Here is a 21,453-nt window from a genome sequence, read left to right as displayed (position 1 = left end):
GCTGCATGCTGCCTGTCATCCCGGCGCGCCCCGTGCGCGCCGTACTGCCTTACCCTTTGCTCCTTGGTCGAATTCGCCTGGCGCTCCCCGTCAAGCCCGCTTACGCCTGCTGCGATACGTGTCGAGCACGACCGCCACCACGATCACCGCCCCGGTGATGATGCGCTTGGTCGGTTCGTTCGCGCCGATCTGCGCGAGCCCCGCCGCCAGCACGGAAATGATCAAGACCCCGAAGAACGTGCTGATGACCGAGCCGCGCCCGCCCATCAGACTCGTTCCGCCGATCACCACCGCCGCGATCACCTGCAACTCCAGCCCCGCGCCGCCGTTAGGGTCGGCGGCTTCGAGGCGCGAAATCTGAAATAGCGCGGCGAGCCCGGAGAGAGCGCCCATCAACGCGAAAACGATTACCTTGTAAGGACGCGGATTCACGCCCGCAAGCCGCACGGCTTCCTCGTTCGTGCCTATTCCTACGAGATATCGGCCAAAAACCGTCCGAGTCAAGACCAGGTGCGCAATTATCATCACGGCGACCGCAATCACGAACGACGGCGAAATGCCGAAAGCGATCGGATTCGACAGAAAATCGAAGGCGTCGCCGATATACGCGGTCCGCGAATTGGTCATCTGGTAGGCGACGCCGCGCGCCGCTTCCAGCACGCCGAGCGACACGATGAACGACGGAATGCGCCACGCCACCGTGACGAGCCCGGTCAGCGTGCCCGTCAGCGCGGCGGCGGCCATGCCCATCAGCGCGGACGGCAACGCGGGCCAATGCCACTTCAACGCGGCGACGCTCACGACCGATGCGCCGAGCGCCAGGACCGACCCCACCGACAAGTCGATTCCCGCGATGATCAACACGAAGGTCATGCCCACCGACATCACGACCAGATCCGGAATCTGGTTGGCGATGGTGCTGAACGTCTCGTAGGTGAGGAAGTGCGAACTCAGCACCGAAAACAGCGCGATCATCGCGGCGAGCGCGCCGACGAGACCGAGGTAATTCGAAAAGCCGAGCCGCGTGCCGATGCCCTTCGGACTCTTCGGCGCATCGGCTGGCAGATTGGCTTGAGTCTGACCGGTCATTCAGTGCTCCACTTTTTGGTCTTGTTCGGGCGGCTTCGCGTCCGGCGCGAGCGGCTCGTGCAGCATGGCTTCGCGTTTCGCATAGCCCGCGAAGGCTGCGGCAAGCAGCGCATCCTGCGTCCAGTTGGCGCGCTCGAACACGCCCGTCATCCGTCCCGCCGACATCACGCCGATACGGTCGCAAATCAGCATGAGTTCGCGCAGATCGCTCGACACGACCACGAGCGCGCGTCCTTCGCGCGCCAGTGCGCCCATGAGCCCGTAGATATCGAACTTCGCGCCCACGTCGATGCCGCGCGTCGGTTCGTCGAACAGGAGCACGGTGCAGTCGCGGGCGAGCCAGCGGCCGATCACCACTTTCTGCTGATTGCCGCCCGACAGTTCCGAGACGGCCTGCGCCGGCCCGGATGTGCGGATACGCATGGCGTCGATCTGCGTCTGCGCGAGCGCGGCTTCGCGCTTCGTGTCGATCACGCCGTGACGCGACACCGCGTCGAGATTACCCAGTGAAACGTTCGCGGCGATAGGCAAGCCAAGCAGCAGGCCCTCGCCCTTGCGGTCCTCCGTGATGAGCGCGATGCCGTGCTTCACCGCATCCGATGGCGAATTCACGGCAACGGGCCGCAACGCCTGCCCGCCGTGCGCAATCGAGACCGTGCCGGAATCCGCGCGATCCGCGCCGTAAATCAGGCGCATGAGCTCGGTGCGGCCCGCGCCGATCAGCCCGCTCACCCCAAAAATCTCGCCCGCCTTCACTTCGAAGGAGACGTCGCGCACCACGCTGCCGCGCGTCATGCCGGCGACCTTCAGCGCCACGCCGCCGATTCTTCTCTCGCCCAGGTCGATACGCTCGCCGAGTTCGCGTCCGACCATCAGCGTGACGAGCCGATCGCTCGACAGTTCGGCCATTGGTCCGAGATGCACGAGACGCCCGTCGCGCAGCACGGCCGCGCGCTCGGCAACGCGGCGCAATTCCTCGAGCCGGTGCGAGATGTACACGAGCGCGACGCCGCGCGCTTTCAGGCGGTCGATCTGCTCGAACAGCAAATCGACTTCGCGCGCGGTGAGCATGGCGGTCGGTTCATCGAGGATCAGCACGCGGCAATCGCCGATCAGGTTGCGCGCGATCTCCACCATTTGCTGATGCCCGATGCCGAGCGCACCCACGAGCGTGTCCGGGTCGATGGCGTCGAGCCCGACTTGCGCCATTGCGTGGCGCGCATCTTCAGCGAGCTTCTTGCGGTCGATCCAGCCGAAGCCGCCTTTTTTCGGCAGGCGGTTGAGGAACAGGTTTTCCGCAATCGACAAAGTCGAAAGCAGATTCAGCTCCTGCATGACCATGCGCACGCCGAGCGCTTCGGCCTCGGTGCGGCTTTGCGGCGTGTACGGCTTGCCGGCGAGCGTCATCGTGCCGGCCGTGGGGTTCACCAGGCCGCCGATGATCTTCGACAAGGTGCTCTTGCCCGCGCCGTTCTCGCCCGTCAGCGCGAGCGCTTCGCCCGGCACGAGGTCGAGCGTGACGTCCGCGAGCACCGGCTCGACATAGGTCTTGCCGACGCCGCTGACTGTCAACACGCTGGCATCGTTCACGTCGTTCGCTCCTCGAAAGGGGCGCCATGAAATTGGCTACGCATCCTCGCTTTGTGTTCCGCTTGGGGCCCGACGGCTTGGCGCAAAGCGTCGCGCAGGCAAGAGCCTACGTCGACGTTCAAACGCGCTCGTTCGTGCTTTATCGGCATGAAAGCCGCGAAACTTGAATGGACCGAGGCTCGCGCATTCATGCCGAGGTGAAGGTTTGTGCCCGCTCCGTGTTCCGGCGGGCGGAGCTGACTGCTGCATCGCCGCGTGCGACGACAGGCAGCAGTTCGTCATGTCATGCCTACTTCGTGATCAGTTCGACCGGCGTTTCCACGACCGTCGACAGCTCCGACTGTTTCTTCTTGCCGGAAATCGCCTTCAGCGCCACGTCGATCCCGAACACCGCCTGTTTTGCGGCGTATTGATCGGCGGTGGCGAGCACGCGGCCGTCCTTCAACATCGGCTTGATGGCCGTGATGTTGTCGAAGCCGACCACCTGCACCTTGCCCGCCTTGCCTGCCGCGCGCACCGCCGACACCGCGCCGATCGCCATGTTGTCGTTATCGCACAGGAGCGCCTTCACGTTCGGGTTCGCGTTCAGGATCTGCGAGGCGACCGCGTTGCCCTTGTCGATTTCCCAGTCGCCCGACTGCAGCGCGACCACCTTCATGCCGCCACCTTCCATCGCGTCCTTGAAGCCGGCGCTGCGCGCCTGCGAGTTGGTCGTCGTGGTCACGCCTTCGACGATCGCCACTTCATCGCCCTTCTTCAGATGCTTGGCCAGATAGTCGCCGACCTTCTTCGCGCCCTTGCGGTTGTCCGGACCGACGAACGGCACGTTCAGATTCTTCGACTTCAACACGTCCGGGTCCAGCCGGTTGTCGATATTGACGACGATGATGCCCGCATCCGCCGCCTTCTTGATCACCGGCACGAGCGCCTTCGAATCCGCCGGCGCGATGATGAGCGCGTCGACCTTGGAGACGATCATCTGCTCGACGATGCGAATCTGCGCAGCGGTATCGGTTTCGTCCTTGATGCCGTTGGTGATGAGATCGAACTGGCCGGAGTTGTGTTGCTGATAATCCTTCGCGCCGTTTTCCATGGTCAGGAAGAACTCGTTGGCGAGCGACTTCATGACGAGCGCGACCTTCGGCTTGGCCGGCGTCTGCGCAAAGACGGACGACGATGCGAACGGCAGCGCGGAGCACGCGATCAGCGCGACGGCGGCCGACAGCACGCGGCGGCGGATGTTTCGATTCATGGATCTCCTCCAGTACTTTCGTTTTGAGTTGTCTGGGCGAAACTGATTCTGGTCAATCTCATAGCCTGACGAGCGTCGGCAAACGCGCATGTCCAGTCGCTGCTTTCAACGCTGTTCAACGTTTGCCCGCCGTCGATTCTCGTTGCGAAGCGGCGTCGGGTCAATCGGGCTAACGTGTAGTGGGCGCTTTGAACATGCGCCGAAATGATGGCTCGACCGCATTCGCAAGAAGAAAGCCGCCAGCCGCGGCCGTTGGCGGATGCAATGTGCTTGCGGTCAAGGGTTTCAAAGGTCTTCCACCGACTCGCCTTCGATCTCGTTGTCGATAATCTTGCGCGCGTAGTCGATGCCCGCGCGCACCGCGTCGATCGGGCTTTCGAAAGGTTCCTGATCGGGCACGCCGAACATCGCGGTGCGGCCGCTGTCGCCGTGCGCGCTGCGGGATATCGTCGTGACGATATCGAAATGGCGCGGACCGTCGTCGGGTTCGTCACGCTCCTTCGCGCGCCGCAAAGCCTGCACCTTGATTTCGAAACCCTTGTAGTGATCGGATAGCGGAGTGGACATGCGCGTGCTCCTTGTCGTTGGTGGCGGCCGTGGGTAGGACAGCCGCATTTTCTGAATGCTGCACTAAAAACTCTCGAGGCGTCCATGAACATGCCGGTCTTACGGCGAGCTGCATACGCAAGCTCTTTCGCCTTATCGCGAAAGCCGTTTGCAAGGCGTATTCCTTCTCGCCTCCCGATTTCACCCGATGCCACACATCAGTGATATTCGGTTTGCCATAATGCACGGGCGGATGGCGCGTGCTCGTCAGGAGCGCATCCGGCATTCGTCGTCCAAAGAACAAACTTCATTCAAATCAGGGAGCGTCACATGATCATTCGAGCCACCGCCCTTGCAGCAGTCATCGCTGTTTCCAGCCTCACGATCAGCGCGAGCCCGGCGTTCGCCGCCAACAGCCAGCAATCGAAGATGACCGACTGCAACAAGCAGGCAGCCGACAAGAAAGGCGATGAGCGCAAGGCGTTCATGAAGAGTTGTCTGTCGTCGTCGGCGCCCGCCGCCGCGCCCATGACCCAGCAAGAGAAGATGACCGCGTGCAATGGTCAGGCATCCGGCAAGAAGGGCGACGACCGCAAGGCGTTCATGAAGAGCTGCCTCAGCAACAAAGGCTGATTGCCGGCATTGCGTAATGCGCCGCGCGGCATCGCGCGGCGCCCATCCTTCGCCACTTGCTGCTTGGGGATATTGCACTTGCCGCTTGGGGATATTGCACTGCACCCAAGCAAATGATTCGCACCGTCGTCTTTTTCTCCTAAGATGGCGCGAAGGCGGCCCCCCAATATTCGAAGAAACACGCCATCGGCCGCCGCTCGTCTAGCGGGGCGTCATGCCTCGCACGGAGGCAATGGATGGCATGGAGACACAAGAACCGCTGGTTCAGGCGGTGGCTCGTCACGATCACCTTCTGGCTCGTGCCGGTGATGATCGTCGCGGTCAACGAAGTACGCGACGAAATGGCCTACAACACGGTCGATCTGCAAAAGTCGCTATCCACGTGGGAACTGACCGATGCCCAACGCGCATCGGGCGCCGCGGCCCGCTGTCATGGCGCGCCCGACGAAGCGCGGGCCGCCGGCTGTCCCGCCGACATCCTCAGCGCCAATGCGGGCAAGCATCAGGAAGCGCTCGACGAATACGATCATCGCAAATCCACGCTCGCGGGTTATCTCTGGCACGCGTTCGTCGGCTACTGGGTCGTTCCTGCTGCATTTTTGTTCGTGCTCGGCATGGTAATCGGCATCATTCGACGACTGCTACGGCGCACGCCAGGCGAGCAAAACGCTTCGGCAGCCGCGCCCGCGTCCAAAGTAAAAACGACGAGTCACCCTTGAAGCCGGGTCGGGAACGGTCGTTGCTACTGGTGACAGCGGCCGCGGCGTAACATCGACGGCCGTGCGGTGAAATAAATGCAAGCCATACGGAAACGGTTCGGGCGAAAACGCGCTGTCAGGTCTTTCCAATCGAGCGGTTTCCGGGTGAGCGTTGCGCTGTATCGCATGACGAAGGTTTTAGTCGTGTAGCTACGCAACAACGATATCAGTGACAGATTGGGAGTAAGCTTGCCAAGTCAAAGTTACCGAAGGGAGCGGCGGCACTGCGCGCGGGTTGGTTCGAAGCAATTTTTCGGGTCATCCGGCGGGGTCTGGTGGTTGCACGGTGCTGTGCTATAACTTGGCGAACCTCACCCTCCCGATCTAATGGGGTTTCCCAAATTCCACGATGGAGAACAACGATGCAAAGACGAAACTTCATGCTCAAGTCGACGGCTGTGCTGGCACTTGGCGGCCTCACGCTGGCGGGATGTACGACCAATTCCAACACGGGTCAGGAAAAGGCCGCAGGCACCGCTGACGACCGCCGCTCCATCGACGCGGACGTCGACAGCGCAATCCAGCGCCTCTATTCGACCGTCGCCGGTTCACGCGAACTGGTCGCCAAGTCGCGCGGCATTCTGGTGTTCCCGTCCGTCATTCAGGCTGGCTTCATCGTCGGCGCGCAATACGGCAAGGGTTCACTGCGCGTGGGCGGCGGCACGGTCGGCTACTACAGCACGACCTCCGGCTCATTCGGCCTGCAGGCAGGCGCGCAGTCGAAGTCGCTGATCTTCCTGTTCATGACGCAAGACGCGCTCGACAAATTCCGCAATTCGGACGGCTGGTCTGCCGGTGCGGATGCATCCGTGGCACTCGTGAAGATGGGCGCAAACGGCGCGGTGGATACGAACACGGCCACCAGCCCGGTCGAGGCGTTCGTGCTGACCAACGCCGGCTTGATGGCCGACGTATCGCTGGCAGGCACGAAGGTGACGCGCCTGAAGATGTAAAAGCCGGCTCGGGCGGCCTGGCCGCGCGTTTTGCTGCTTTTGGCGTCGACAAAGCATGACCGCCGTGTGTCGCGACCTGATGGTCGCGGCACACGGCGGTTTTTTTGTGCTTTCGAGTTGCGGACTTAAGTCGTCGCGCGATCGATAAGCTTGAAGCGCGAGCGCTTCTGCGCGCGCACGACGGACTGATACGCGTCGATATACTGCCGCGCCATCCGGTGCGCGGTGAAGCGCTCCTCGAAACGCTTGCGCACGCCTTCGCGCGACAGCGTATGCAGCCGATTCACGGCGGCGACCGCGCCGATCTCGTCTTCGACGATGAACCCCGAGACGCCCTCGTCCACCACTTCCGGCACGGCGCCGCGATTGAACGCGATGACAGGCGTGCCGCACGCCATCGATTCGATCATCGCCAGACCGAATGGCTCCGGCCAGTCGATCGGAAAAAGCAAGGCATGCGCGCCCGATAAAAACTCGGCCTTCTGACTGTCGTTGATCTCGCCGATATATTCCACGTACGGTAACTTGAAAAGCGGCGCGATCTCACGTTCGAAGTATTCGTGGTCCGCCGCGTCCACCTTGGCGGCGATCTTGATCTTCAAGCCACAACGCCCGGCAATGCGAATGGCCGTATCTACGCGTTTTTCCGGCGAAATGCGCCCGAGAAATGCGAGATATTCCTGCTTGACCGGTTGCGGTTCGTAGAGCTTTTCCGGCAGCGCGTGATAGACCGTCGTCACCCACTTCGCCTGTGGCAGCGGATGACGCTGCGCATCGGAGATGGACACCACCGGCGCGGTGTTGAAAGTATCGAAAACCGGCTGCTGCTCGGGCAGATCGAGCCGGCCATGCATGGTCGTGAGAAACGGCGTGTCCTGGCGCTTGAACAGCGAGAACGAGTAGTAGTCCATGTGGAAGTGCAGGACATCGAAGTCTTCCGCGCGGCGGCGCACCATTTCCAGCAGCAGCATGTGCGGCGCGATGCGGTCGCGAATGGCCGGGTCCAGACGCAACGCGCGCGGCCAGACGGCTTCGAGATTCGCTTTGGTTTGCGAGTCGCCAGTGGCGAAAAGCGTGACTTCGTGACCGAGCTCGACGAGCGCCTCGGTCAGATACGAGACGACGCGCTCCGTTCCGCCATACAGCTTGGGCGGCACCGATTCCGTCAACGGGGCAATCTGGGCAATTCTCATCGTTCTCGTCTCCCTGTCGGCCGTGAACTTCGTGCCGGCCGGCGTCAGCGCTGCAGTGCTCGTTTTCGCGTCATGCGAAAAGGTCGCGCCAGGTTCCCTATACGTTCGCGCAAGTCGCCTGAACGTGTGTCGAGTATGACAGTAGGCCGTAAGGTCTGGATAACGAGGTTTGCCCTAGGCGACGGCGCGCTCGTTTTGCGCGCTGGTTTGGCACGTGATGTCATTATCGATGGCTCATGCGTCAACACCGCCGCCTATTTCACTTTCATCGCTCTGTTACAGGTCCGAAACAATCGTTTCGGATGGCGGTTACGGGTTCTTTTTCATGACCGGTGCGGGCTTCTTGCGCGGTTTGCCACGAAGATCGGCAAGGAAATTGTCCCGCCACACGCCCAGATCGTATTTGCGCAGCGAAGTCATGTTGGTTTCGTAGCGCTGGCGGCGTTCCGCGAGCGGCATGGCGAGTGCGCGCGAGATGGCGTCGCTGGTGCCGACGATGTCATGCGGATTCACCATCACCGCGCCCGTCATTTCCGCGGCCGCGCCGGCGAATTGCGACAGCACGAGCACGCCCGGATCGTCGGGATTCTGCGCGGCGATATATTCCTTGGCGACGAGATTCATACCGTCGCGCAAGGGCGTGACGAGCCCGACTTGCGATTCGCGAAACAGCGACATCAGCTTCCACCGGTCGTAACGCTGATTCAGATACCGGATAGGCGTGTAATCGAGACCGGAATAGCGCCCGTTGATGCGTCCTGCTTCGTATTCCAGATTCTGGCGGATCTGTTGATACGTCTCCACGTCCGAACGCGTAGGCGGCGCAATCTGCACGAGCGTGACATTGCCGCGCCATTCCGGCGACTTCTCCAGAAAATGCTCAAACGCGCGAAAGCGCTCGACGAGCCCTTTCGAATAATCGAGCCGATCGACGCTCATGATGAGCTTGCGCCCTTCCAGACTCTGCTTGAGGTCCATGACATCCTGACGCGCTTCGCCGCGCTCGGCCTGTTCGGCGATCTCGTCCGGAAACACGCCGATGCGGTAGACGCCCGTCGTGAGCTTGCGACCGAACGCTTCGACATGTCCGTCGGGCGTCGCCGTGCCGTGCGCGTGCCGCACGATGTAATCGTGGAACGCGGTCTGATCGCCCTCGGTCTGAAAGCCCACGACGTCATAGCAGCACAGCGACTTGACGAGCTCCTCGTGAGGCGGAATGTTCAAGAGAATTTGCGGCGACGGAAACGGGATATGCAAAAAGAAGCCGATGCGATTCGTCACACCCGCGCTGCGCAACGCCTCGGCGAACGGAATCAGGTGATAGTCGTGCACCCAGATCACGTCTTCCGGTTCGAGCAGCTTGATGAGTTTGTGCGCGAGCCATGAATTCACGCGCCGATACCCTGCGTATTCGTCACGATCGTAGACGGCGAGATCGTTGCGATAGTGGAAAACCGGCCACAGCATGGCGTTGGAAAAGCCGCGGTAGTACTGGTCGTAGTCCTTCTTCGGCAGGCCGACGGTGGCGAACGTCACCGCGCCGTCCTGCTGTAGCGTCGGCCCCTGGTTCGCGACGGTCTCGCTCACCACGTCCCCGCTCCAGCCGAACCACACGCCGCCGCTGTCTTTCAGCGCGCCGAACACGCCGACGGCGAGGCCGCCCGCAGAGCCCTTGGTTTCGGTCGGGGTAGCGACCCGGTTGGATACGACGACGAGACGGCTCATGAGTATTCCTTTTTCGTTTGCTGACTACGATGATTCGGTTGCGGTGCTTCGCTTGAGATTTCTGTCGCTTCTATCGCTTCAGCGCATCCACCGGCGCGGTCGATGCCGCCGAGTTCGCGCGCGGATCGGGACCCGTGCGCTCGCCCCGGCTCGCGACCGGGTCCGCCGCGGTATTCGCGGTGGTGGGCGATGCCGTGTTGGCGCGTTCCAGCGGCGGCGCGAAGTCTACGTGCTTGCTGTCGGTGGAGAGATCGGCCCGTGCGCGTGGCAGATACTGCGGATACGCCGCCTGCACGAAATTCAGCAAGCCTTCGCGCACCCGGCAGCGCAAATCCCAATTGAGCGCGGAGTCGAAGGAACTGACGAGCGCGCGCAATTGCATGGCGTGCTCGGTGGCATCGGTGACTTGCAGCACTTGCACGCGGCCGTCCCACTCCGGCGCGCTCGCCAGAATGCGTTCGAGTTCCGCGCGCAGCGGCGCGATCGGCATGCGGTAATCGACGAAAAGAAACACCGTGCCGATGATCTGCGAGCTATTGCGCGTCCAGTTGGTGAACGGATTCTCGATGAACCATTGCAACGGCACGATCAGCCGCCGCTGGTCCCAGATGCGGATCGACACATAGGTACCCGTGATCTCTTCGACGCGGCCCCACTCGCCCTGAATCACGACGACGTCATCGAGACGAATGGGTTGGGACAGCGCGATCTGCAAGCCGGCGATCAGATTGCCGAGCACGGGCCGTGCGGCGATACCCGCGACCAAACCCGCCACACCGGCGGAAGCCAGCAAGCTCGCGCCGATCTGCCGCACGCTCGGAAACGCCATGAGCGCCCCGCCAAAACCGATGATCACGATCACCACCATGACCGAGCGCGCCAGCACGCGCGCCTGCGTGTGGATGCGGCGCGCGTTGAGATTGTCGTCGGTATCGAGCGGATGCGCCTGCACGATCGCCTCGCCCACCGCGCTCGCCGAACGCGCGGCGAGGAACGTGAGCGCGCCGATCAACGCGACGGTTTCGATATCGCGCAATACGCCGATGAGCGGCAGCGTGTCCGGCGCCTCGAAAATCACGAAGCCGAACGCGAGCATGATGATGAGGACGAGCGCGGGCGCGTCGATGTAGCGCAACACCGTGCTCATCAGCGGATACGGCCGCGCGACGCGCGTCAAGACGCGCGCACCGATCCGATGCACCCCGATGGCGACGATCAGTGCGATGGCGGCGGCGCACAGCGCGCCGGGCCAGGTGCCGAGCGGGCGCTCGGCCAGATCGAGAAAGCGGTCGAAAGAAAGCATGAGCGTCGCGGGATCAGCCTCGCAGGAAGGTGGATACGGCGGCCGCGTGCACGAGCCTCGCCACTATGCGCCATGTCGGACGCATCGTGCGCGGTTCGTGCTGCCGGGGTGCGTCTTTAGTCGGCGTCCAGGTCGGCTTCTACGTCTTCAAATGCAGCGGCGGGCGGCGTCGAGCATCAAGCAAATTCGCTGCCCGCCTCGCAGCCTTGCGATCAACGTTCCGCCTTGCAGGGAAACGCCTTGCCAAGTCCGAGCGACACCATGGTCGTCGCATTGAAGCCGGACTTGTCGGGATTGTCCGCGATGTACTTGCGTACTGCATCGGTCAGTTGTTGCGGCTTGACTTCGGCGGGCAGGCAAAAGTATTGGCCGACTTGCGGGCCGGAGGTTCCGCCAATTGCCTCGATGGTGTTATACACGCCGTCCGCGGCGCCTTCGATATAGGCCGCGCAGGCAGTACGGGAGTTCGGGTCGGTCTTGGTGCAAAGTTGATTCAAATCGCTGCCAGTGAATGCGAACGCGCTGACGGGCGTGGCGAGAACACAGGCGAAGACGAATTTCCGCAGCATGGTCTTCCTTTTATGTGGAGCGGCGGCTCGAAGGGGCGCGGCGGCCGCGCCTGGCCGCCCGCTCCCCGTGGTTACGTTATTTTGCACTGTTTGTGCTGCTTGCGGCGCCCGTCGAGGCCGCCGGCATGGCGTCGAGGCGTGCCTGCAGGCCTTCCGCGACGTCCTTCTCGTTGTACTTCTTCGCGAAATCCACAGCCGTCATGCCGAGTTGGTTCTTCACGCGCAAGTCCGCGCCTTCGTCGAGCAAAAGCTTGCAGGTGGACAGATGCCCGCCGCGCGCGGCCATCATGAGCGGCGTCGTGCCGTTCGGCGCGCCGGCATCGATATAGGCCGAATGGTCGAGCAGAATTTTCACGATATCGTCATGACCGTTGGTTGCCGCGTAGTGCAGCGGCGACCAGCCCTTCTTGTTCACTTCGGCATCCTTGGCGATCAGGAGATTCACGAAAGTCGCGTCGCCGTTGAGCGCGGCGAGCATCATCGCGTTTTCACCGGCCGGGTCCTGCTTCTCCAGATCGATCTTGGGATTGTCGGCAAGCGCCTGGCCTACCTTGTCCGACTTCTCGCGCGCGGCGATCACGATGAGCGGTGCGCCCGTGTTGTCGACGGTATTCGGGTCCGCGCCCTGCGAAAGCGCCTTCTTGACCGAGGAGATGTCGTCGAACTTGACGTCCTTGATGAGCGCGTCCACGGACTCGGCCAACGCGGGTTGCGCGAACGCGCACGCGGCGAGCAGCACGCCGACCAACATTTGCCGCGTGCTCGAACGTGTGCTCGTGCGCTTGCTTTGTCCCGCTTCACGCGAGGAAAACATCGGGGATTTATTCATAGTGAACCTTTGGATTACCCTTGAAACAGTGGTTCTCGCCGAGCGTGCCGGTCAGACGGCCTGCGCGCGCGGCGGGATCTTGAACAGCCGGAAGAAGTTGTCGGTGGTGGCTTTCGCGACCGCTTCGTCCGTCTCTTCGCGCAACTGCGCGATGTGACGTCCGACATAGCTCACGTAAGCTGGTTCATTCGGCTTGCCGCGATACGGCACCGGCGCGAGATATGGCGAGTCGGTTTCGATCAGCAGACGTTCGAGCGGCACGCGCCGCGCCACGTCGTGCACGTCCTCGGCCTTCTTGAACGTGACGATGCCCGAAAGCGAAATATGAAAGTTCTGCGCGAGCGCGGCTTGCGCCACTTCCCACGTCTCGGTGAAGCAATGCATCACGCCGCCCGGCACGCTCGCGCGTTCTTCTTCCATGATACGCAGTGTGTCTTCCGCCGACGAACGCGTATGGATGATGAGCGGCTTGCCGGTCTCGTGCGCCGCGCGAATGTGGTTGCGAAAGCGCTCGCGCTGCCATTCCATGTCGGCGATGCTGCGGCCTTCCAGCCGGTAATAGTCGAGCCCGGTCTCGCCGATTGCGCAGACTTTGGGATGCCGCGCCAGTTCCACCAACTGCGCGACGCTCGGTTCCGTTGCGTCTTCGTGGTCCGGATGCACGCCAACCGATGCGAAGATGTGCTCGTGCCGTTCGGCGATATCGAGCACCGATGGCAGCGTCTCCAGATCCACCGACACGCAAAGCGCGTGGGTGACCTTCTGCTCGCGCATCTTGTCGAGCACTTCAGGCAGCCGGTCGGCGAGGCCTTCGAAATTGATGTGACAGTGGGAATCGACGAACATCCGCTACTCCTTTGCTCTCGCGCCAAGCCGCAAGCCGAGAATGACGAGATCGCGCTCGACGCCGTCCAGCACCGCGACGCGCGGCAGCGTGCCCCACGACTCGAAACCGAAGCTGCCGAAGAGCTTCATGCTCGGCTCGTTATGTCCGAAGACGAAGCCGAGCACGGTATCCACATCAAGCGTCGGCGCGCGCTCCAGCGCCTCGTGCAACAACTGCTTGCCGAGCCCCTTGCCGCGCGCGCGTTCGTCGAGATAAATGCTCACTTCGACCGTGCGCGCGTAGGCCGGACGGCCGTAGAAATCGGAGAAACTCAGCCACGCGATGACTTCGCCGCCCTCTTCCACGACCCACAGCGGACGCTTGTCCGGTCCGTGCGCGTGAAACCAGGCAAGGCGGCTTTCGACCGGAACCGGATCGAGGTCGGCCGTGACGAGGCGCGAGGCGACCGTCGAATTGTAGATGGCGACGATGGCGGGCAGGTCGTCCAGCGTGGCGTCTCGGTATTGAAGACTCATGGCGTGATTGCGTTCAGGTTCAGGCGAAGATGCCGCGATATCCCATGAAGAGTTCCTCGAACACGAGACGCGCGTTCAACGGATGATTCTCCACGGCGCGTTGCCGCGTGACGGTTTTCATGTAGCGCGAAAGCGCGGCCGGGTCGGCGCTGGCGGCGCATCGCGCGAGCGCCTTGGCCGCGCCCGGAAAATAGCGCGGGCGGCCTGCCGTGCGCTCGGCGAGCACGTCGTAAAGCCAGCGTTGCAGCCAGCCGAGCACCAGCGGCACCGGCAGTTTCTGCAGGTTTTCGCCGCACGCGAAGGCGTCGCAGTTCGGGCCGGCCGCAAGTTGCGCCAACGTGAAATCGCGCAGCGCGCGGTTCTCGTCGCTTGCGAGCGCAAGCGCGTTGAGCGGCGCGCCGCCCGCTTGCGCGAGAAGCCCGGCGGCATCGTCGATACCTCGTGACGCAAGCCACGCGCGCGCTTCGTCGAAGGGCGGCACGCTCATCGGCCACTGTCGGCAGCGGCTGATGATGGTTGGCAACAAGCGGTCGATACGCGCCGACACCAGCAGGAACACGACGCCCGAAGGCGGTTCTTCCAGCGTTTTCAAGAGCGCGTTGGCCGCCGCGACATTGAGCGCTTCGGCGGGATACAGCAGCACGACACGCAAGCCGCCGCGATGCGATCCGAGACTGCAGAACTCGAGCAGCGCGCGTACCTGTTCGATCTTGATTTCCTTGCTCGGCGCGCGGCTCTTCTTGCCTTCGTCGCCATCGGCTTTCTCGGCGGATGCATCGGCGGAAGAATCCGCGCCTGCCGCCGCAAGCCCTGCAAGCGCCTCGGGCAACACCGCGCGGTAGTCGGGATGATTGCCCTGCGAGAACCACAGGCAAGCGGAACACGTGCCGCACGGCTCGCCGCTCGGCAGATGCGTTTCGCACAGCAGCCCCTTCGCCAGATGCTGCGCGAATTGCAGCTTGCCGATGCCCGCTTCGCCATGCAGCAAAAGCGCATGCGGCCAGTTCGCGCGTAGCTGCTGGAGACGCTGCCAGTCGTTGGCTTGCCAGGGATAAATCATCGGCGGTTCAGTGGGTTAGGCGTTGCTTGAGCGTGGATCAAAGGCTCGCGATGACATCTTCGAGCTGCGTGCGGATATCGTCGATGGGCCGGCTCGAATCGACGATGAAAAAACGCTGCGGCGATTCGGCCGCGCGCCGCAGATATTCGGCGCGCGTGCGCTTAAAAAATGCCTCCGATTCGCTCTCGAACTTGTCCGGCGCGCGCGCGGCCGAACGGCGTTCGCTCGCGGTCTCCGTCGGAATGTCGAACAGAACGGTAAGGTCCGGCTGAAAACCGCCCTGCACCCAGCGTTCCAGCGCTTCCAGCTTGTCGCGCGGCAGACCGCGTCCACCGCCCTGATAAGCAAAGGTGGCATCCGAAAAACGGTCCGACAGCACCCAGTCGCCATGCGCGAGCGCCGGTTCGATGACCTGCGCGAGATGCTCGCGGCGCGCGGCGAACATGAGGAGCGCCTCGGTTTCGAGGTCCATTGGCTGATTCAGCAGAATGCCGCGCAACGTTTCGCCGAGCGGTGTGCCGCCCGGCTCGCGCGTCATCACGACCGAGCGCGCGTGCGCGGCGAGTTTTTCGGCGAGCCGCTCGCGAAACCACTCCAGATGCGTGGTCTTGCCCGCTCCGTCGATACCCTCGAATGTAATGAACTTGCCCCGCGCCATTCACTGACCCCGGATGTATTTGTCGACGGCCTTGTTGTGGTCGCCCAGGTTGTCGGAAAAGATGCTGCTGCCGTCGCCGCGCGACACGAAATAGAGCGCATTGCTCGCGGCGGGATTGAGCGTCGCGGTGAGCGCGGCCACGCCGGGCAGCGCGATCGGCGTGGGCGGCAGACCCATGCGCGTGTAGGTATTGTACGGAGTGTCGGTCTGCAGATCCTTTTTCTTCAGATGCCCGCCGTAAGCCGGACCGAGGCCGTAGATGACGGTCGGGTCGGTCTGTAGCGGCATGCCGATCCGCAGCCGGTTGGCGAACACCGCCGCCACGAGCGGCCGGTCGGTTGCGCGCCCCGTCTCCTTCTCGACGATCGACGCCATGACGAGCGCCTCGTAAGGCGTCTTGTAAGGCAAATTCGGCGAGCGCGTGTTCCAGGCTTCGGTGAGCCGCTGCTGCATGATCCGGTACGCGCGCTTGTAGACCGTGAGGTCGCTCGTGCCTTTGTCGAAAAGATAGGTATCCGGGAAAAACAGTCCTTCCGCCGATGCCTTGTCCACCTCGGGCGCGCCGATTGCACGCAAGAGGTCCGTGTCGGACATGCCGGCGGTGTCGTGCGCGAGCGCGGGGTTGGCGTCGAGTTCGGCGCGCATTTTTTGCAACGTCCAGCCCTCGATGACGGTGGCCACGTACTCGTTGACGTCGCCGCGCGCGATCTTTTGCAGCACTTCATACGGTGTCACGCCGCTTTTGAACGCGTAATTGCCGGATTTGAGCTGCGACGAAAGCCCGAGCACGCGCGTCATCAACACGAAAAGCTCCGATTCGACCGGCACGCCGCCGCGAATCAATTGGGCGCTGACGCTGCGCAGGCTGCTATGAGGCTTGATGGTGACGTCGAGTTCGGCGGGCGTGAGGTTCATCGGCCGATTGGCCCAGTAATAAACGCCACCGGCGAGCGCCGCCGCGAGCACCGCGACGATCACCACCGCCACGACGCATTTCTTGAAAAGGGACATGCCAGACACACTAGGAATAAGACCAATATAATAACTTGCCCGCCTGCGCCCCGGTCAGTTTGACCGGCCGGACCGACTGACAGGATTGACCGCACTTGACGCCATGAATTCCCAAACCCAGCTTTCCCCCGGTTCCGCTCCAAGCGCCATTCCCGCCGACGACTTCGAAGCCGTGAAGACAGCGGGCGTTTTCGTGCCGCTCACGCAGTTCGGCGTGATCGACATCAAGGGCGAGGATGCCGCTTCGTTCCTGCACAACCAGGTCACCAACGACGTCCAGCATCTCGACGCATCCACGGCGCGCCTCGCGGGCTATTGCTCGCCGAAGGGACGCCTGCTGGGTTCGTTTCTCATGTGGCGTTCAGCCGATACCGTGCGTCTCTTGATCTCGCACGACGTCCAGACGCCCGTGCAAAAGCGTCTGTCCATGTTCGTGCTGCGCGCAAAGGCGAAACTGAGTGACGCGACGCCGGAACTCGCGGCAGTCGGCTTTGCGGGCGATGTGCGCGCGGCGCTCTCCGGCATCTTCGATGCGTTGCCCGACGGCGTGCATGTCAAGGTGGAAGGTCCGCATGGCGCGCTGATTCGTGTGCCGGATGCGGCGCATCGGGCGCGTTTCCTGTGGGTCGGCCCGAGGGCCGATATCGAAGCACGACTGCCTGAGCTCGGCGAGAAGTTGCGGCGCGCGGGACCGGCGCTGTGGGACTGGCTCGACATCCACGCGGGCGAGCCGCGCATCACGCAGGCGACGACCGAGCAGTTCGTCCCGCAGATGGTCAACTTCGACGTGCTGGGCGCGGTGAACTTCAAGAAGGGTTGCTATCCGGGACAGGAGATCGTCGCGCGCAGCCAATATCGCGGCACGATCAAACGACGCACGGCGCTCGCGCACGGCGAGGCGGCCACGCCGGGCGCCGAGCTGTTTCATTCGGCCGATCCCGGTCAGCCTTGCGGCATGGTGGTCAACGTGGCGCCGGCCGAAGGCGGCGGCGTGGATTGTCTCGTCGAGATCAAGCTGGCGTCGCTGGATAACGGCTCGGTGCACGTCGGCGCCGCCGATGGCCCCGCGCTCGAATTCGTGCCGCTGCCCTACGCCTTTCCTGCCGACGCCTGAACGCCATGTGCCTGATCGTCTTCGACTGGCAACCCGAGGCCGCGCCCGCCAACGGCCGCGCGCTGCTGACGCTGGCGGCGAATCGCGACGAGTTCTTCCGCCGCGAGACCGACCCGATGCATTGGTGGACCGACGCGCCCGGCGTGCTCGCTGGACGGGATCTGACGGGCGGCGGCACGTGGCTTGGCGTAACGCGCGACGGGCGCTTTGCCGCGCTGACGAACTATCGTGCGCCGAGCGAGATGCGGCCGGATGCGCCCACGCGTGGCGCGTTGGTCAGCGAATATTTGACGGGCGAGCGCGTCGAGCCTTTGACGTATTTGAAGCGCGTTGCCCTGGAAGGTCATCGGTACAACGGCTTCAATTTGCTGTGCGGGGATTTCACACGACGTGAGCTCGGCTGGTACGGCAATCGCGCCGATGCCGAGCCGGTTTTGCTCGAAGCGGGCGTGCATGGGTTGTCGAATAGCTTGCTGAATACGCCGTGGCCGAAGCTCGTCGCCCAGCGCGATGCTTTACGCGATTTGATTCACGCCGATGAGCGGCCATCGCTCGACGAGCTGATCGAAACCTTGCGTGACCCGCGTATCGCCGACGATCACGTCTTGCCATCCACTGGCCTTTCCATCGAGCGTGAACGCGTGTTGTCGGCGGCGTTTATCGAGACCGATGAATACGGCACGCGCGGGACGACGGCGTTGCAAGTGTTGCCGCTGACGCATGGTGTAGAGCTGCATGTCAAGGAACGCAGTGACGATGACGGTTCGCACAAGGTCGTGCGGCCGGGGGATTTTGTGCGGGCGTTCAGGTTTGAGGTGGCGTGACGCATGATCGCCGCGACCCACGTTTCAACAGAAAGAGCACTATCAAGGTAATCGCAATGGCGACAAATTTGCCATGTACTTTTCAGAATCTAATCAAGCGCTCAACCCAACGCCTTCCTCAACGCAGCCACCGCATCCGCATGCGCCCGCGCCACGTCGCGAACAAACCCGCCCATCTTGAAGAACTCGTGAATCATCCCTTCATATCGCATGAGTTCCACCGACACGCCCTGCGCTGAAAGTTTCTCCGCGTAAGCGACATCTTCATCGTAAAGCGGATCATGATCCGCAGCCGCGATCCACATCGGCGCCACGCCACGATAATCCGGCTGCCCGCCCGCCGCATCCAGCGGCGCAAAACGCCAGTCGTCCCGGTCGCGTTCATCGCGCACGTACTGCTCGAAGAACCATTGAATCGTCTCTGCGCTCAGCAAGTACCCTTCGGCAAGCCGCGCATGCGATTCGCTTTTCTGCCACGCGCTCGTCCCCGGATAAATCAGCATCTGCAATTGCAAGGCGATGCCTGTATCGCGCGCCAGCACCGAACACACCGTCGCGAGCGTGCCACCCGCGCTGTCTCCACCAATCGCGATGCGAGCCGGATCGATCCCCAACGTGGACGCCTCGCGCGCGAGCCATTGCAAGGCGTCGAAGGCATCGTTCACGGCGACCGGAAACTTGTGTTCGGGCGCAAGCCGGTAATCGACCGATACCACCGCGCAGCCCGCGTCGTGCGCGAACTTGCGGCACAGCGCGTCGTGCGTCTCGATGCTTCCCACCGTAAAGCCGCCGCCATGCAGATACATGAGCGCGCCAAGCGGCTCCGCCCAATTCGGCTCGATCGGATAATACGCACGCACACGAATGGACCCGCCATCGCGCATAGGAACGGGAAGAACTTCGACACGCGTCATGGGCAACGGCGCGACATCGAGAATGGGCGCGCTCATCGCATAGGCGGCGCGCGCTTCTTGCGGCGTGAGCGTGTGATAAGGCGTGCGCCTCGCGCGTGCGATCATCTGCAAGACTTGCGCGACCTGGGGATCGAGCTGCATTGTCATGCCGATGCCGAGGTCAACGCGACTTGAGCGACATGGGATCGCTCGGGTCGCGCAGCTGCGCGATGTCGTCCAGCCGCAGCTGCACCGAAGGCATGATGTTCGGATGCGTGACCACATAAAAGCGATTCGCGCGGATGGCGTCGAAGGTTAGTTCGGCGACATCTCGCGCCGATAGCTTGCCGTGCTCCACCGCCTTTGCCAGTTGCCGCGCCGCGAGCTTCTGCGACGCCGTCATCTCTTCGTCGTTGACGAGCGCGCCGGGCCGCGCGCGTTCGGAATCGGCGATACCGGTCGGCACGAACGCCGGACACAACAAGGACACGCCGACCGACGCGCGCGCGAGCCGCAGATCGTGATAAAGCGTCTCGGTCATGGCCACGACCGCATGCTTCGACGCGTTATAGACGCCCATTGCGGGCGCGGCGAGCAGCCCCGCGACCGAAGCCGTGTTGACGATATGCGCCGGTTCGTTCTGGGCCAGCATGATCGGCGTGAACGCGCGAATGCCGTTGGCAACGCCCATCACGTTGACGCCGAAGACCCATTGCCAGTCGTTCGCGCTGCTCTCCCAGATGAAGCCGCCGGCGCCCACGCCCGCGTTGTTGAAGAGCAGATGCGCGCCGCCGAAGGCATCGAGCGTGGCGCGAGCGAGTGCATCGACGTCCGCGGCATTCGAGACGTCCGTTCGCACGCCGCGCACCTCGGCGCCTCGTTCGCGCAGCGATGTTACGGTGGCATCGAGCGCGGCGGCGTCGATATCGGCGAGTACGAGCTTCATGCCGAGCGCCGCGCCCTTTAGCGCAAACTCGCGGCCGAAGCCGCTCGCCGCGCCAGTGATCACGGCGACTTTTCCTTCGAAGCGGTCCAAGCGGGCTCCTTTCTCGCGTGGTGTGGTACTCGGCGCGTCAGATGAGCTTGACGAGCTGCTTGCCAAAGTTCTTTCCGCGCAAAAGACCGAGGAACGCTTCGGGCGCATTTTTCAGTCCCTGCGCAATGGTCTCGCGGTAGATCAGCTTCTTGGTCGCGACGCGTTCGCCGAGTTCCTTCAACGCTTGCGGCCACAATTCCATGTGCTCGCTCACGATGAAACCCTGCAGCTTCAGACGCTGCGTGAGCAGAATGCGCGGCGCCTGCAGCGGCAATGGCTGGCCGTCGTAGCCCGAGATCATGCCGCACAACGCAATGCGCCCGTGCGCGTTCATGCGCGGCAGCACGGCATCGAGCACTTCGCCGCCGACGTTTTCGAAATAGCCGTCGATGTCATCCGGCGCCGCGGCTTTCAGCTCGTCGTACAAATGGCCCGCCTTGTAGTCGATGCACGCGTCGAAGCCCAGCGTCTCGACGACATAGCGGCACTTCTCGGCGCCGCCCGCAATGCCGATCACGCGGCAGCCCGCCGCCTTCGCCAGTTGCCCGACCACGCTGCCGACGGCGCCGCTTGCCGCGCTCACGGCGACCGTATCGCCAGCCTTCGGTTCGATGATGCGATTCAGGCCATACCAGGCCGTCACGCCCGGCATGCCGACCGGGCCGAGATACGCGGACAGCGGAACGTGCGTGGTATCGACGGCATAAAGACCCGTGCCGTCCGATGTCCCGTATTCCTGCCAGCCGTACATGCCGACCACGTTGTCGCCGACCTTGAACTTCGGATTGCGCGACTCGACCACTTCACCGACCGTGCCGCCGATCATCACTTCGTTCAACGCCTGCGGCGCGGCGTATGACTTGGCATCGCTCATGCGCCCGCGCATGTACGGATCGAGCGACAGATAGTGATTGCGCACGCGCAGCTCGCCTTCCCGCAGCGGCAAAAGCGGTGTTTCGACGAGCCTGAAATTGTCGGTCGATGCCTCGCCTTCCGGTCGCGATACCAGCAATACCTGGCGATTCTTCTGAGCGTCTGCCATTGCGAATCCTCCT

General features: G+C 63.0%; 22 protein-coding genes. 5 read left to right on the top strand and 17 right to left on the bottom strand.

The features are described from left to right. Positions 1-90: 90 nt before the first annotated feature. The 4 genes from NCT04_RS08060 to NCT04_RS08045 form a co-directional block, all read right to left on the bottom strand. Positions 91-1,089 (bottom strand): ABC transporter permease, encoded by a 999-nt coding sequence (locus tag NCT04_RS08060; protein WP_244827884.1) that lies wholly within the window; start codon positions 1,087-1,089, stop codon positions 91-93. Further along, entirely contained in the window at positions 1,090-2,679 is a 1,590-nt protein-coding gene (locus NCT04_RS08055; RefSeq protein WP_244827885.1) for a sugar ABC transporter ATP-binding protein, read from the bottom strand. Positions 2,680-2,968: 289 nt separating this feature from the next. Further along, positions 2,969-3,931 (bottom strand): sugar ABC transporter substrate-binding protein, encoded by a 963-nt coding sequence (locus tag NCT04_RS08050; protein ID WP_244827886.1) that lies wholly within the window; start codon positions 3,929-3,931, stop codon positions 2,969-2,971. 285 nt (positions 3,932-4,216) lie between these two features. Further along, complete coding sequence (locus NCT04_RS08045) at positions 4,217-4,498, bottom strand: hypothetical protein (protein ID WP_244827887.1); 282 nt, start codon at positions 4,496-4,498, stop codon at positions 4,217-4,219. 309 nt (positions 4,499-4,807) lie between these two features. Between NCT04_RS08045 and NCT04_RS08040 the strand changes: the two genes are divergently transcribed. The 3 genes from NCT04_RS08040 (at position 4,808) to NCT04_RS08030 (ending at position 6,821) form a co-directional block, all read left to right on the top strand. After that, on the top strand, positions 4,808-5,110 hold the full coding sequence (locus tag NCT04_RS08040; protein ID WP_244827888.1) for a PsiF family protein: 303 nt from the start codon (positions 4,808-4,810) through the stop codon (positions 5,108-5,110). Between the two features lie 236 nt (positions 5,111-5,346). After that, positions 5,347-5,829, top strand: a complete 483-nt coding sequence (locus tag NCT04_RS08035) for a hypothetical protein (RefSeq protein ID WP_250464863.1) — start codon at positions 5,347-5,349, stop codon at positions 5,827-5,829. Between the two features lie 401 nt (positions 5,830-6,230). Continuing rightward, positions 6,231-6,821: a BPSL1445 family SYLF domain-containing lipoprotein gene (locus NCT04_RS08030; RefSeq protein WP_244827890.1), complete on the top strand. Its 591-nt coding sequence runs from the start codon at positions 6,231-6,233 to the stop codon at positions 6,819-6,821. Between the two features lie 125 nt (positions 6,822-6,946). Here NCT04_RS08030 and NCT04_RS08025 read toward each other — a convergent pair whose 3' ends face one another. The 10 genes from NCT04_RS08025 to mltG all read right to left on the bottom strand — a co-directional run bounded on the left by NCT04_RS08025 (position 6,947) and on the right by mltG (position 16,531). Then, positions 6,947-8,014 (bottom strand): glycosyltransferase family 4 protein, encoded by a 1,068-nt coding sequence (locus NCT04_RS08025; protein WP_244827891.1) that lies wholly within the window; start codon positions 8,012-8,014, stop codon positions 6,947-6,949. 309 nt (positions 8,015-8,323) lie between these two features. Continuing rightward, entirely contained in the window at positions 8,324-9,739 is a 1,416-nt protein-coding gene (otsA, locus tag NCT04_RS08020; RefSeq protein WP_250464862.1) for an alpha,alpha-trehalose-phosphate synthase (UDP-forming), read from the bottom strand. A 70-nt stretch (positions 9,740-9,809) separates the two neighbouring features. Further along, positions 9,810-11,042 (bottom strand): mechanosensitive ion channel family protein, encoded by a 1,233-nt coding sequence (locus tag NCT04_RS08015; RefSeq protein WP_244827893.1) that lies wholly within the window; start codon positions 11,040-11,042, stop codon positions 9,810-9,812. A gap of 212 nt (positions 11,043-11,254) precedes the next feature. Then, entirely contained in the window at positions 11,255-11,611 is a 357-nt protein-coding gene (locus tag NCT04_RS08010; protein ID WP_244827894.1) for a Rap1a/Tai family immunity protein, read from the bottom strand. A 76-nt stretch (positions 11,612-11,687) separates the two neighbouring features. Continuing rightward, on the bottom strand, positions 11,688-12,440 hold the full coding sequence (locus NCT04_RS08005; RefSeq protein WP_502800658.1) for an ankyrin repeat domain-containing protein: 753 nt from the start codon (positions 12,438-12,440) through the stop codon (positions 11,688-11,690). A gap of 51 nt (positions 12,441-12,491) precedes the next feature. Then, positions 12,492-13,286, bottom strand: a complete 795-nt coding sequence (locus NCT04_RS08000; protein ID WP_250464860.1) for a TatD family hydrolase — start codon at positions 13,284-13,286, stop codon at positions 12,492-12,494. 3 nt (positions 13,287-13,289) lie between these two features. Beyond that, positions 13,290-13,802 (bottom strand): GNAT family N-acetyltransferase, encoded by a 513-nt coding sequence (locus NCT04_RS07995; protein WP_244827896.1) that lies wholly within the window; start codon positions 13,800-13,802, stop codon positions 13,290-13,292. Positions 13,803-13,821: 19 nt separating this feature from the next. Continuing rightward, positions 13,822-14,862, bottom strand: a complete 1,041-nt coding sequence (locus NCT04_RS07990; protein ID WP_250464858.1) for a DNA polymerase III subunit delta' — start codon at positions 14,860-14,862, stop codon at positions 13,822-13,824. Positions 14,863-14,899: 37 nt separating this feature from the next. Next, positions 14,900-15,520 (bottom strand): dTMP kinase, encoded by a 621-nt coding sequence (gene tmk / locus NCT04_RS07985; RefSeq protein ID WP_244827898.1) that lies wholly within the window; start codon positions 15,518-15,520, stop codon positions 14,900-14,902. Continuing rightward, on the bottom strand, positions 15,521-16,531 hold the full coding sequence (mltG, locus tag NCT04_RS07980) for an endolytic transglycosylase MltG (RefSeq protein ID WP_250464856.1): 1,011 nt from the start codon (positions 16,529-16,531) through the stop codon (positions 15,521-15,523). It lies immediately after the preceding gene. A gap of 103 nt (positions 16,532-16,634) precedes the next feature. Between mltG and ygfZ the strand changes: the two genes are divergently transcribed. Next, positions 16,635-17,645, top strand: coding sequence for a CAF17-like 4Fe-4S cluster assembly/insertion protein YgfZ (gene ygfZ, locus NCT04_RS07975; protein WP_250464854.1), 1,011 nt, complete (start codon positions 16,635-16,637; stop codon positions 17,643-17,645). A gap of 5 nt (positions 17,646-17,650) precedes the next feature. Further along, positions 17,651-18,469 carry an NRDE family protein gene (locus NCT04_RS07970; protein ID WP_250464852.1) on the top strand — a complete coding sequence of 273 codons (819 nt, stop codon included), beginning with the start codon at positions 17,651-17,653 and terminating at the stop codon, positions 18,467-18,469. Positions 18,470-18,570: 101 nt separating this feature from the next. On the opposite strand, the gene NCT04_RS07965 is transcribed toward NCT04_RS07970, so the two are convergent. The 3 genes from NCT04_RS07965 to NCT04_RS07955 are packed head-to-tail and all read right to left on the bottom strand — an operon-like array spanning position 18,571 to position 21,440. Next, positions 18,571-19,524 (bottom strand): alpha/beta hydrolase, encoded by a 954-nt coding sequence (locus tag NCT04_RS07965; protein WP_250464850.1) that lies wholly within the window; start codon positions 19,522-19,524, stop codon positions 18,571-18,573. A 19-nt stretch (positions 19,525-19,543) separates the two neighbouring features. Beyond that, on the bottom strand, positions 19,544-20,398 hold the full coding sequence (locus NCT04_RS07960; protein WP_250464848.1) for an SDR family oxidoreductase: 855 nt from the start codon (positions 20,396-20,398) through the stop codon (positions 19,544-19,546). Positions 20,399-20,435: 37 nt separating this feature from the next. Beyond that, positions 20,436-21,440 carry an NADP-dependent oxidoreductase gene (locus NCT04_RS07955; protein WP_250464846.1) on the bottom strand — a complete coding sequence of 335 codons (1,005 nt, stop codon included), beginning with the start codon at positions 21,438-21,440 and terminating at the stop codon, positions 20,436-20,438. Positions 21,441-21,453 lie beyond the last annotated feature (13 nt).

This window comes from Caballeronia sp. GAFFF2, from assembly GCF_023631485.1.
Classification (GTDB): domain Bacteria; phylum Pseudomonadota; class Gammaproteobacteria; order Burkholderiales; family Burkholderiaceae; genus Caballeronia.
This window is presented reverse-complemented; position numbering and strand designations above follow the sequence as displayed.